This window comes from Curtobacterium sp. Csp1 (genome assembly GCF_013347185.1).
Genome location: NZ_CP054594.1, coordinates 3,710,584 through 3,722,050 on the forward strand (window position 1 = coordinate 3,710,584; position 11,467 = coordinate 3,722,050).

Annotated in this window: 13 protein-coding genes and 1 tRNA gene; 1 reads left to right on the forward strand and 13 read right to left on the reverse strand. The window is 73.1% G+C overall.

All coding sequences use genetic code 11. The features are described from left to right. Positions 1 to 49 precede the first annotated feature (49 nt). The 12 genes from HUN58_RS17830 to rplU all read right to left on the reverse strand — a co-directional run bounded on the left by HUN58_RS17830 (position 50) and on the right by rplU (position 10,019). Entirely contained in the window at positions 50 to 1,579 is a 1,530-nt protein-coding gene (locus HUN58_RS17830) for an anthranilate synthase component I family protein (RefSeq protein WP_180225508.1), read from the reverse strand. Continuing rightward, positions 1,558 to 2,481, reverse strand: a complete 924-nt coding sequence (locus tag HUN58_RS17835; RefSeq protein ID WP_114849074.1) for an aldose 1-epimerase family protein — start codon at positions 2,479 to 2,481, stop codon at positions 1,558 to 1,560. The genes HUN58_RS17830 and HUN58_RS17835 overlap by 22 nt, the downstream gene beginning before the upstream one ends. A 111-nt stretch (positions 2,482 to 2,592) precedes the next feature. After that, a tRNA-Ala gene (locus HUN58_RS17840) sits at positions 2,593 to 2,665 on the reverse strand. Positions 2,666 to 2,785: 120 nt separating this feature from the next. Further along, positions 2,786 to 3,178, reverse strand: coding sequence for a ribosome silencing factor (gene rsfS, locus HUN58_RS17845; RefSeq protein WP_114849200.1), 393 nt, complete (start codon positions 3,176 to 3,178; stop codon positions 2,786 to 2,788). A 126-nt stretch (positions 3,179 to 3,304) separates the two neighbouring features. Further along, a complete protein-coding gene (locus HUN58_RS17850; RefSeq protein WP_147281387.1) occupies positions 3,305 to 4,492 on the reverse strand; it encodes a hypothetical protein in 1,188 nt (395 codons plus the stop codon). A gap of 293 nt (positions 4,493 to 4,785) precedes the next feature. Next, on the reverse strand, positions 4,786 to 5,385 hold the full coding sequence (gene nadD, locus HUN58_RS17855; RefSeq protein ID WP_083519913.1) for a nicotinate-nucleotide adenylyltransferase: 600 nt from the start codon (positions 5,383 to 5,385) through the stop codon (positions 4,786 to 4,788). Between the two features lie 11 nt (positions 5,386 to 5,396). Then, complete coding sequence (locus HUN58_RS17860; RefSeq protein WP_058741649.1) at positions 5,397 to 5,597, reverse strand: hypothetical protein; 201 nt, start codon at positions 5,595 to 5,597, stop codon at positions 5,397 to 5,399. 44 nt (positions 5,598 to 5,641) lie between these two features. Next, positions 5,642 to 6,907 carry a glutamate-5-semialdehyde dehydrogenase gene (locus HUN58_RS17865; protein ID WP_180225509.1) on the reverse strand — a complete coding sequence of 422 codons (1,266 nt, stop codon included), beginning with the start codon at positions 6,905 to 6,907 and terminating at the stop codon, positions 5,642 to 5,644. A gap of 116 nt (positions 6,908 to 7,023) precedes the next feature. Beyond that, positions 7,024 to 7,842: a glutamate 5-kinase gene (gene proB / locus HUN58_RS17870; protein WP_114849071.1), complete on the reverse strand. Its 819-nt coding sequence runs from the start codon at positions 7,840 to 7,842 to the stop codon at positions 7,024 to 7,026. Positions 7,843 to 7,849: 7 nt separating this feature from the next. Continuing rightward, positions 7,850 to 9,358 (reverse strand): GTPase ObgE, encoded by a 1,509-nt coding sequence (obgE, locus tag HUN58_RS17875; RefSeq protein WP_058741647.1) that lies wholly within the window; start codon positions 9,356 to 9,358, stop codon positions 7,850 to 7,852. 86 nt (positions 9,359 to 9,444) lie between these two features. After that, positions 9,445 to 9,696: a 50S ribosomal protein L27 gene (gene rpmA / locus HUN58_RS17880; RefSeq protein WP_058741646.1), complete on the reverse strand. Its 252-nt coding sequence runs from the start codon at positions 9,694 to 9,696 to the stop codon at positions 9,445 to 9,447. Positions 9,697 to 9,710: 14 nt separating this feature from the next. Then, complete coding sequence (gene rplU / locus HUN58_RS17885; protein WP_058741645.1) at positions 9,711 to 10,019, reverse strand: 50S ribosomal protein L21; 309 nt, start codon at positions 10,017 to 10,019, stop codon at positions 9,711 to 9,713. Between the two features lie 179 nt (positions 10,020 to 10,198). Between rplU and HUN58_RS17890 the strand changes: the two genes are divergently transcribed. Further along, on the forward strand, positions 10,199 to 10,471 hold the full coding sequence (locus tag HUN58_RS17890; RefSeq protein WP_058741654.1) for a DUF4031 domain-containing protein: 273 nt from the start codon (positions 10,199 to 10,201) through the stop codon (positions 10,469 to 10,471). Between the two features lie 147 nt (positions 10,472 to 10,618). On the opposite strand, the gene HUN58_RS17895 is transcribed toward HUN58_RS17890, so the two are convergent. Further along, the gene (locus HUN58_RS17895) at positions 10,619 to 11,467 is read right to left on the reverse strand and encodes a hypothetical protein (RefSeq protein ID WP_180225510.1); all 849 of its coding nucleotides are present in this window, start codon (positions 11,465 to 11,467) and stop codon (positions 10,619 to 10,621) included.

Here is an 11,467-nt window from a genome sequence, read left to right on the forward strand (position 1 = left end):
CGGCACACGCGTACGCACCCGTACGCGCACGCCCGCCGCGCCCGCGCCCCTACCAGCGCCCGACGATCCCCAGCCCGCCGAACACCGACCGCGTCTTCGCCTCGACCTCGTCCGCCTCGTCCGCCGCCACCGAGGACCACGTCACCGCACCCCCGGCCCCGAACGTCCTCGTCCGCACCGCGCCCGCGTCGTCGAGGACCGTCACCAGTGTGCGGATGGCCACCGACAGGTCGACCGAGCCGTCCGCCGAGAAGTACCCGATCGCCCCCGAGTACACCCCGCGCGGCGCCCCTTCGAGCCGGTCCGCGATCGCCGACGCGCTCGGCTTCGGCGCGCCCGTCATCGACCCAGGCGGGAAGGCCGCGCGCACGACCTCGGCCCGTGACGTCCCGTCCGGCAGCACCGCCGTGACCGTCGACACCAGCTGGTGCACGCTCGCGTACGTCTCGACGTCGCACAGGCGCTCCACCCGGACCGACCCCGGCCGCGCCGAACGCAGCAGGTCGTTCCGGAGCAGGTCGACGATCATCACGTTCTCGGCGCGGTCCTTCGCACTCGCCGCGAGCCCGGTCCGCACGGCCAGGTCCCGCTCCGGGTCGGGGTCGCGCGGACGGGTCCCCTTGATGGGTTCCGCGACCACGCGCCCGGTCGCCTCGATGCGCAGGAACCGCTCCGGGGACCGGCTCGCGACCCGCAGCGGGCCGAGTCGCAGGTAGGCGCCGAACGGGACGGGGTCGACGGCACGCAGCCGCAGGTACTCGTCCAGGTGCGGGTCCGTGCCGGACCCGACCCGCGCCTCCAGGCCGACCGCGAAGGCGGTGGTGAGGCAGACCTGGAACGCGTTGCCCTCGCGGATCTCCGCACGGCAGACCTCGACCGCCGTCTCGTACGCGGCGCGCGGGACGCGGCCGGTCGCCGTGCCGGACAGGAGGATCGTGGCGGCGTCCGCCGGTCCCGCTGCGGTCGTCGGGACCGGCACCGGCACCGGCACCGGCACCGCGTCGAGCCACGCCCGGTTCGCCGCGCTGGCCGCCGCCTCCGCCAGGTCGACGAGCGCGAGGGCCCACGCGCCACCGCGCGCATCGACGACGACCGCCCGGTCGACGAACCGCAGGTCGGCGTCGGCGTGGCCGTCGGCGGTCCGGTCGGGGCCGTCGACCTCGCGGCCGAGCTCGTGGCCGAGGAACCCGACCCAGCCGAGCGCGAAGCCGCAGCCGCCCACCGGGGCGCCGAGCCGCGGCGTCCGGTCGAGCAGGTCGGCGAGCACCGCGAAGGCGGGTCGGTCCTCGGTCCGGGTCCCGTCGAACCAGCGCTCGGCGGCCGGGCTGACGGTGATCCGGGCGAGCCGGTCCTCGTGCCGGAAGCGCGTCGCGAACGGCCCGTCCGTGCACGCGACCACCGACCAGCGGGCGCGCTCGTGGGCGGTGTCCGGCGCACCGGCCGGCAGTGCCGAGTCGAGCCAGACGACGTCCGCCGGGGTCGCGGCGCACATCGCCCCGAGGTCCGGCGCGGTGCCCGTACCGTCGGTCAGCCGACGGACGACGATCCGCGCTCCGGTCAGACCGCCGCGATCGTCCACGAGGCGGCGTGGGACGCACCGGGCTCGAGCACGACGAGGCCCGCGTCCGCGCCGGCGTTGAACGCGTCGGGGGCACAGGTCATCGGCTCGACGGCCAGGCCGGCGCGGTGGTACTCGGGCACGACGTGGTCGGCCGTGTGGACCTGGACCCACGGGCACTCCGGACCGAACGCGACGCGGACCCCGTGCCCGTCGGCGGCGGTGAGCACGATGGTGGCGGTGCCGGCGTCGTCGCGGTCGAAGTCCGTGTAGGCGTGGTCGATGAACCGGTCACCGATGGGCGTGGGGGTGCGGAGGTCGAAGGCGTCGTGCACGTCCGCGAGGCCGGTCGGGACGAGGCGGTCCTCGGTCACCTCGAGCACCCGGGCCGCGGGCAGCGTCAGGGTCCAGTCGTCCACCCGGCCGGCCCCACCGACCAGGTACGGGTGCGGTCCGGTCCCCCACGGCGCTGCGGCGCCGCCGGTGTTCGTCCCCGTGATCGTGGTGTGGAGCCCGTCTGCGTCGAGGTGGAACGCGACGAGGACCTCCACGCGGAAGGGGTAGCCCTCCTGGGCGGCCACCGTGGTGGCGAGGACGGCCCGGTCGGGCTCGTGGGACACCGTGCGGAAGTCGGTCCACGCGACGAGACCGTGCAGGGCGTGGTGCCGCTTCGGCTCGGTCAGGGCGAGCTCGTGCTCCTGGCCGCCGAACGTGTAGCGACCGTCGACGACCCGGTTCGGCCACGGTGCGAGGACGGCGCCGCGGAAGGCCGGGCGGACCTCGTCGGCGTCGAACGGCACGACCAGGTCGCGGCCCGCGTACCGGAGGGTGCGGAGCGACGCCCCAACCGAGGCGATCTCGGCCGTGTAGCCGGCTGCGGTGATCGTCAGGGCGGATCCGGACAGGGGCGCGTCGTTGCTCATGCGCAACAGCGTAGTGGGGCCGCCGGACGCCCTCGGGCACGGGCACGGGTGGCGGGAACGGAACAACCCCGTCGCTCGTGAGCGACGGGGTTGTTCCGTGTTGTGTTCGGGTGGATCTGAGGGGACTCGAACCCCTGACCCCCTGCATGCCATGCAGGTGCGCTACCAGCTGCGCCACAGACCCGTACGGGTGTTGCTGTGTTCCGTGTCCCCGTTCCCGGAGGCACCATGGAAGCGTACACCACGCGAACGCCGGGTGACGAAATCGGCCTCGTCACCCGGGCGCGTCGCGAGCGGGCGGCGCTCAGACCGACTGGTCGGCGGCCGCGGTCTGGTCGACCGACAGCTCGAGCGGGATGGTCGGGCAGTCCGACCAGAGACGCTCGAGCGAGTAGTACTGACGGTCTTCCTCGTGGAAGACGTGCACGACGATGTCGCCGAAGTCGATGAGGACCCAGCGGCCCTCGGTCCGTCCTTCGCGACGGAGGGGCTTGGCACCGGCCTGGATCAGGCGGTCCTCGACCTCGTCGGCGATGGCGAGCACGTTGCGCTCGTTCCGGCCGGTCGCGAGCAGGAACACGTCGGTGAGCTGCAGTGGTCCGGTCACGTCGAGGGCGACGAGGTCCTCTGCCTGCTTGTCGTCGGCCGCGGTGGCCGCGAGCTGTACGAGTTCCAGTGCGCGTGGGGAGGCGGTCACGGAGTCCTTCCGGTCGGTCGGACCCGCGGTGCGCGGGCCCCGGTGATGGGACCCGATCATAGGCCACCCCGCCGACACCGGCCAGGCCGGGCAGCGGGGTGGGTGATCGGGACGGTGGCGGCCGGGTCAGCCGCCCATGTGCGTGGTGACGAGCGCGACGATGATCACGGCCGCCGCTGCGACGCCGACGGCCCCCACGGTCACGCCGAGGATCACCGGCGTGCGGGACTCCTTGGGCTTCGCGGCCGCGAGGACGACCTGGCGCGTCGACGTGTGGCTGGAGATCGCACGGCTGGCCCGGACCGGGCTGGCGTCCGTCTCGGGCTGCTCGTCGTGCTGCTCGAGCAGACGGTCGACCTCGGCCCCGTCGATCGGCCGGTGCGACCCGGTCGACGACAGCGACGCCGGCAGGTCGATCGACCCGGTGAGGATGACCTCGCCGGTGGCGTTCAGCGCACCGGTGGGGTCCGCGAGGGCCGAGTCGGGCAGGACGATCGAGTTCGTGTTGTGCACGGCGACGCGGCGGGTGCCGGTCTCCTCGTCGTGGACCTCGGCGTCGTTCGAGTCGTGCGCGAGCTGCGACCAGTGTCCGGTCGGCGGGGCGAACGCCGTCGTCACGGGCTTCGGCTCGACCGGCCGACGGAACGCGTCGGGGACGGCCGGGGCGTCGAGCTCGTCGTCGGGGTCGCTCGTGGCGGCCGACTGCTGGACCGGGACCTCGTTCGTGTCGTCGTCGAGCGACAGCGGGAAGACCCCGGGGGTCGCGGACGACGGCACGACCGGGACGGCGGGGGCCCCGGGCAGCGGCGCAGCGGTGGGCGCGGCGTCGACCGACCCGTCCTCGGCAGGGGTCTCGTCGTCGTGCGCGGCCCAGGTGGACCGGTGACGTCGGGGTTCCTCGGCGTGCGCGGCGGCCTCGCTGAGGGGTTCGATCGCGTCCGGGGAGCCGTCCGCCTCGGTCGCCTGCGCGATCGCGGCGTCGTCCAGGACGTCGGACTCGGGTTCGGGTTCGGCGACCTGATCCGTCGCGGACTCCTCGTCACGGCGGCCGTCGGACGGCACGACGGCGGGCTGCGGCGCCGAGCCGGGCGGACGTCCGCCGTCGGCACCGCGGTCGAGGGTGTCGACCGACCCGATGACGTCCTGCACGGTCCGGTCCGACGACTGCGGGGTCGGTGCACGGAGCGGGACGGGCTGGACGGCCTGGCCCTCGGCCTCGCGCAGGAGCCGGAGCTGCCGGCGGGTCATGCCGCCGGTCCCGGGGACGATCTCGGTCGCCGACGCCGGCGCCGACGTCACGGGCACGCTGGTCACGGGCACCGACGGGACCGGCGCGGAACCCCCGGGCGCAGGAGCGATCGGCGCCGACGGGACGGAGGAGTTCGGCGCGGACGGAACGGACGAGTCCGGCGCCGACGGGACCGGTCGCTGGGCAGGACCGTTCAACGACGGGGCCACGTGCGAGCCGGGCCGACGCCGAGCCTCCTCGGTCCGGTCGGGGGCGGCGACGGTCGGCGGAGGCGTGACGGGCTGCGAACCCGCTGCGGCGGCACGCTCCCGCTCGCGCGCCTGGCGTCGCGACAGTGGCGGCTGCGCGTCGGACGAACTCATGCAACGCTCCGATACAGATGGTGCTTGGAGATGTACTGGACGACGCCGTCGGGGACCAAGTACCACACGGGGAACCCGCGCCTGACCCGGTCGCGGCAGTCGGTGGACGATATCGCCAGCGCGGGGACTTCGAGCAAGCTTACGTCGCGTTCCGGCAGCCCGGTGATGCTCAGGTCGTGACCCGGGCGTGTGACCGCGACGAAGTGCGCGAGGTCCCAGAGACCATCGTGGTCCTTCCAGTCGAGGATCTGCTGAACGGCGTCTGCGCCCGAGATGAAGACGAGCTGCGCGTCCGGTCGCTGTTCGTGCAGGTCACGGAGCGTGTCGACCGTGTACGTCGGCCCCGGGCGGTCGATGTCCACACGACTCACGGTGAACATCGGGTTGGACGCGGTGGCCACGACCGTCATGAGGTACCGGTGCTCGGCGTCCGTCACGTCGGACTTCATGTACGGCTGACCGGTCGGGACGAAGACGACCTCGTCGAGGTCGAAGGCGCGCGCGACTTCCGACGCCGCCACGAGGTGCCCGTGGTGGATCGGGTCGAACGTGCCGCCCATCACGCCGATGCGTGGGCGCCCCGTGCTCTCGAGCATCGAGCCGGGGGTCAGTGCTTGGTGTGACCGAACTCGTCGACACCCGTCTCGTCGTGGCGGGTGGCCTCGAACTTGTGCGAGTGACGGTACGCGACGTCGCGGAAGCTCCAGGTGACGAAGCCGAGGAACGTGAAGAACAGCGCCCCGCAGAGCGGGAACACGAACGCGGGCACCCCGGAGGAGGTCTCTGCAGCTGCAGCGAGGAAGGTCATCGGTCCGGTGCTCCGTTCGGTCGGGTGGGAAGACGCCGCTCAGTCTAGCCGCGGATCTGTCCCTGGCCGCGCACGATCCACTTGGTGCTCGTGAGCTCGGGCAGGCCCATCGGCCCGCGAGCGTGCAGTTTCTGGGTGGAGATCCCGACCTCGGCGCCGAAGCCGAACTCCCCGCCGTCGGTGAACCGCGTCGAGGCGTTGACCATCACCACGGCCGAGTCGACCTCGGCGAGGAAGCGCTCGGCAGTGTCGACGTCGTCGGTCACGATCGACTCGGTGTGGTGCGTCGACCACCGCGCGATGTGCGCCATCGCCTCGTCGACGTCGGCGACGACCCGGATCGACAGGTCGAGGTCCATCGACTCGGTCGCCCAGTCGGCCTCGGTCGCCCGGAGGACACCGGGCACGATCGTCCGCGTGGCGTCGTCACCGCGGAGCGTGACCCCGGCGGCACGGAGTCGGTCGGCCAGCACGGGCAGCAGTCGATCGGCCGCTCCCTCGTGCACGAGCAGGGTCTCGAGCGCGTTGCACACGCTGGGGCGCTGCACCTTGCTGTTCAGGACGATGTCCACCGCGCGGCCCTCGGGTGCCGAGGCGTCGAGGAACACGTGCACCACCCCGGCGCCGGTCTCGATCACGGGGACGGTCGACTCGGTGACGACGGTCTGGATGAGCGACGCGCTGCCCCGGGGCACGAGCACGTCGACGAGCCCCCGTGCGCGCATCAGTTCGGTGGCGCCGGGCCGCCCGAACTCGTCGATCGTCTGGACCAGGTCGGCGGGCAGCCCCACCGACGACACGGCCTGCCGGATGCGCTCGACCAGGACCGCGTTCGTCCGGAGCGCCGCCGAACCGCCACGGAGCACGACCGCGTTGCCGCTCTTCAGCGCGAGCGCCGCGATGTCGACCGTCACGTTCGGTCGGGCCTCGTAGATCGCGCCGACGACACCGAACGGCACGCGGACCTGGGACAGCTGCAGCCCGTTCGGGAGCCGCGACCCGCGGACCTGCTCCCCCACCGGGTCGGTCAGCCCGACGACGTGCTCGACCGCGGCGGCCAGCGCCTCGATGCGGTCCGGGTCGAGCCGGAGCCGGTCGAGCAGGCCCGACGACAGCCCGTCCGCCTCGCCCGCCACGAGGTCGCCGTGGTTCGCCGCGACGATGTCCGCCGTCCCGGCACGGAGCGCCTCCGCGACCGCGCGCAGCGCGCGGTCCTTGACCGAGGTCGTCGCGGTCGCGAGCGCCGACGACGCGGCGCGGGCGGCGACGAGCTTGTCGGTCAGGGTCGGGGCGGCTGCGGTCAGCGACATGGGACGATCGTAGTGCGGCCCCTGCCCCCGTGACACGCCGGTGACGCGACCCGTCACGCGCGGGGTGACCCGCGCCTCCCGTCCGGTCTGCCCGATCGACGCCGGGCCGGACCGACCTACGGACGCGGCCCCGCGTGGAACCACGTGCCGACCTGCTCGCCGGACAGCGCCCGGTCGACGAGCGCCGTCGCCGTCACGAGGACGGCGGTCCCGGCCTCGGCCGCGAGCCGCGCAGCGGCGACCTTCGTCCCCGCTCCCCCGGTGCCCACGCCGGCCTTGCCGATCGAGCCGAAGGTCACTCCGGCGAGTTCGTCGCCGAACGGGACCTCGTCGATCGGCTCGGCGTCGGGGTGCTCCGGCGGACGCGTGTAGAGCGACTCGACGTCTGACAGCAGCACCAGGGCCTCCGCACCGAGCAGGCGGGCGACGAGCGCCGCGAGCCGGTCGTTGTCGCCGAACCGGATCTCGTGGGTCGCGACGGTGTCGTTCTCGTTCACGATCGGCAGCACCCGGAGCGCGAGGAGCCGGTCGACGGCCCGCTGCGCGTTCACCCGGTGGGTGGGGTTCTGCAGGTCACCCGCGGTGAGCAGGATCTGCGCCGCGATCACCCCGTGCCGGTCGAGTTCCTTCTGGTACCGGAACATCAGCACGTTCTGCCCGGTCGCCGCCGCGGCCTGCTGGGTCGCGAGGTCGTCGGGGCGTCCTTCGAGCCCGAGGAACGGGAAGCCGGTGGCGATGGCGCCGGAGGACACCAGCACCACCTCGGTCCCGCGGGCGTGCGCCGCGGCCAGGGCGTCGACCAGGGCGGCGATCTGCGCCGTGTTCTCCCCGCTGACCGAGGACGACCCGACCTTCACCACGAGACGCCGCGCACGCGGGATGTCCTGCCGCCCGGCGACGGGGCCGAGGTCGGTGCGCGCGGTCGTTTCGGTCATGCCGGGATCAGTCCTCGTCGTCGTCGGCCCAGAGACCCGAGACGCGCTCCTGCTCGAGCTCGGCGCGGGCGGCGGCCTTGGCGTCCATGCGCTCGAAGTACTCCTCGCGCCGTTCGTTGCGGGTCGGCCGCGAGGAACCACCGACGCGGGCGTCGGTGCCGCGGGCACTCGTGATGAGCTCCGCGGTCGAGGTGAGCGTCGGCTCCCAGTCGAACACCATGCCACCGTCGCCACCGATGACGACGGTGGACCCGGCGACGGCACCGGCCTTGAACAGGCCGTCCTCGACACCGAGCTTCGCGAGCCGGTCGGCCAGGTAGCCGATCGCCTCTTCGTTGGTGAAGTCCGTCTGCACGACCCAGCGCTCCGGCTTCGCGCCACGGACGCGGTAGAAACGGTGCTCCTCACCGCCCTCCGCACGCACGGTGAAGGGCTTCTCGTCGACGGCCTTCGGGCGGAGCACGATGCGCTCCTGCTCGGGCGCGGCCGGACGGGCGGCACGGGCCTGCTCGACGACGTCGGCCAGCGCGAACGTCAGCTCGCGGAGCCCGGCGCGCGAGGCCGTGGAGATCGGGAACACGCGGTAGCCGCGGGACTCGAGCTCGGCGGTGACGAACTCCGCGAGCTCGGCGGCCTCGGGCACGTCGACCTTGTTCAGCGCGACCAGCTGCGGGCGCTCGAGCAGGGGCGTCTGCCCCTCGGGCACCGGGTAGCGCTCGAGCTCCCCGAGGATGACGTCGAGGTCGCTGATCGGGTCGCGACCCGGGTCGAGCGTCGCGCAGTCGATGACGTGCAGGAGCGCCTCGCAGCGCTCGACGTGACGGAGGAACTCGAGACCGAGGCCCTTGCCCTCCGAGGCACCCTCGATCAGGCCGGGGACGTCGGCGACCGTGAAGCGCGACTCCCCCGACTCGACGACGCCGAGGTTCGGGACAAGCGTGGTGAACGGGTAGTCCGCGATCTTCGGCTTCGCGGCGGAGATCGCGGCGATGAGCGAGGACTTGCCGGCACTCGGGAACCCGACCAGGGCCACGTCGGCGATGGTCTTCAACTCGAGGCTGACGTCGCCCTCCCACCCGGGGGTGCCGAGGAGCGCGAAGCCAGGGGCCTTGCGCTTCGTGGTCGCGAGCGCGGCGTTGCCGAGACCGCCCTGCCCACCGGGGGCCACGACGACGCGCATGCCCGGCTCGGTCATGTCGGCGAGCACCTCGCCGTCCTCGTCGTGCACGACCGTGCCGATCGGGACGGGGAGCTCGAGCGTCTCGCCGCTCACACCGCTGCGCATGTCGCCCATGCCGGGCTGGCCGTTCCTCGAGGAACGGTGCGGCGAGCGGTGGTAGCCGAGCAGGGTCGTCACCTGCGGGTCGGCGACGAGGACGATGTCGCCACCGTCACCACCGTTGCCGCCGTCGGGTCCGGCGAGGGGCTTGAACTTCTCACGGCGGACCGACACGCAGCCGTTGCCACCGTTGCCCGCGCTGAGGTGCAGGGTCACTCGGTCGACGAAGGTCGCCATGGGTCCACTCCTAGGTACTGCAGAACGAAGAACGGGAGGGGCGGGCACGTGGCCCGCCCCTCCCGCAGAGTCAGATCGTCGCGGTGTTACGCGTTGACGATGTTGACGACCTTGCGGCCGCCCTTGGTGCCGAACTCGACCGCACCGGCCGAGAGGGCGAACAGCGTGTCGTCGCCACCACGGCCGACGTTGGCGCCCGGGTGGAAGTGGGTGCCGCGCTGGCGCAGGATGATCTCGCCGGCGTTGACGACCTGTCCACCGAAGCGCTTCACGCCGAGGCGCTGTGCGTTCGAGTCACGACCGTTGCGAGTGGAGCTCGCACCCTTCTTGTGTGCCATCTTCTACTCCCGCCTTAAGCGATCGAGGTGATCTTGACGCGGGTGAGCTCAGCGCGGAAGCCCTGGCGCTTCTTGTACCCGGTCTTGTTCTTGAACTTCTGGATGACGACCTTCGGACCGCGGAGGTCCTCGAGCACCTCGGCGGTGACGGTCACGTTGGCGAGCTCGGAAGCCGCCGAGGTGATCTTGTCACCGTCCACGAGGAGCACCGGGGCGAGGTCGATGTTGCCCTTGTCGTCGGCCTTGGCACGGTCGATCGTGAGGATCGTGCCGACCTCGACCTTCTCCTGACGGCCGCCGGCGCGCACTACTGCGTAAACCACGTGGAAATCCTTACGTACTCTGCTTGAGGGAAGTCTCGGGTGCCCACTTCTGCACGAGCGGCTCCCGGTAGGCCGGGCCCGATCGGCGACGCAGGCAGAACGGCCCGCTGACACCAGGGATCGAGTTTACTCGATGCCCACGGGTCCGGTCAAACGGCGACACACGTACGATGGCACGCGTGACCGTGTTGATCGACCCGCCGACGTGGCCCGCCCACGACACCGTCTGGTCGCACCTCGTCAGTGACGCATCCTACGACGAGTTGCACGCGTTCGCCGAACGGGCCGGGATCCCGCGCCGCGCGTTCGACCACGACCACTACGACGTGCCGCTCGCGCGCTACGACGAGCTCGTCTCGCTGGGGGCGACGGCCGTGACCGGCCGCGAGCTGGTCCTCCGGCTCATCGGGAGCGGCTTGCGGGTCGCGCAGCGGGACAAGCGGGCGCGCTGACGACGGCGGGCTGCGTGCACGACGGGGTCGACGGCCTGGAGGCACGACACCGGTCCGACGCGCGGCGCACCACCGGCGCGACTCGCATCAGCGTTGGTCGGGTCAGCGCTGGTCGGAGCAGCGTGGGTCGGGTCAGTGCTGGTCGCGTCAGCGCGGCGCCGGGGGCGCCCAGCGACCGTCCGTCGCCTGGGCGCCGGGCTGCTGCTGGACGGGCGGCTGGTACTGCGGCGCCTGCGGCCGGTGCGACTGCGGCTGGTACTGCGGCGGCGGCTGCACGGTCGCCGGGGGTACCGCGTCGGCGGGCCGCACGGTCCCCGGACGCCCGCCGGAGTTCGACGCGGCCCGACGGCCGCCGCGGGGACGACCGGTCCAGAGCCACGCGACCGTCGCGGTCCCGAGCAGCATGAGCGTGAACGGCACCCCGTTCTGCAGCGGCCCCGTCAGCACGTCGGTGACGAGTCGGACACCGCTGCCGGTCCGCGTCGCCGCGTACAGCCCGGTGAACACGCCGACGAGGGCGAGCGCCACCGTGCCGGCCGCCCCGGCGAGCACGGCCCGCAGGAGCACGGTCGGCAGCGGGCTGCGGCGCGCGATCGGCGTGAGGAACGCCAGCGCCAGGAAGGCCCCGGCGTAGAACGGGAACGGGGACGCGAAGACCCCGGAGACGAAGCTGCCGATCAGGCTCGCCCCGGTGCCGGACGTCGTGAAGGGGTGCACGACGAGCGACGTCCCGAGGAGCCCGAAGACCCCCGAGACGAACTCGACGACCACGATCGAGACGACCGCGATGAGCGCGCCCGTGGTGTTCGCGAGCGAGGCCCCTGGGGCGAAGGCCCGACGCGGGTCGGCCTCGGCGCGGTCCCGGGGTCCCCGGGCGGGCGTCAGCGGCGGGACGTACCCGCCCTGCGGCGCCGGGGCCGACGGCGCGGGCTGCTGCCAGCCCGCACCGTAGTACCCGCGGTCCTGCTGCCCGCTCGGCTCCCCCGGTCCCGTCAC

What these genes read in the sequence shown, in the direction of transcription:
- HUN58_RS17835 (WP_114849074.1), bottom strand. Translation starts at nt 2,481, where the DNA reads ATGAGCAACGACGCGCCCCTGTCCGGATCCGCCCTGACGATCACCGCA.
- nadD (WP_083519913.1), bottom strand. Translation starts at nt 5,385, where the DNA reads ATGCTCGAGAGCACGGGGCGCCCACGCATCGGCGTGATGGGCGGCACG.
- HUN58_RS17860 (WP_058741649.1), bottom strand. Translation starts at nt 5,597, where the DNA reads ATGACCTTCCTCGCTGCAGCTGCAGAGACCTCCTCCGGGGTGCCCGCG.
- HUN58_RS17865 (WP_180225509.1), bottom strand. Translation starts at nt 6,907, where the DNA reads ATGTCGCTGACCGCAGCCGCCCCGACCCTGACCGACAAGCTCGTCGCC.
- proB (WP_114849071.1), bottom strand. Translation starts at nt 7,842, where the DNA reads ATGACCGAAACGACCGCGCGCACCGACCTCGGCCCCGTCGCCGGGCGG.
- obgE (WP_058741647.1), bottom strand. Translation starts at nt 9,358, where the DNA reads ATGGCGACCTTCGTCGACCGAGTGACCCTGCACCTCAGCGCGGGCAAC.
- rpmA (WP_058741646.1), bottom strand. Translation starts at nt 9,696, where the DNA reads ATGGCACACAAGAAGGGTGCGAGCTCCACTCGCAACGGTCGTGACTCG.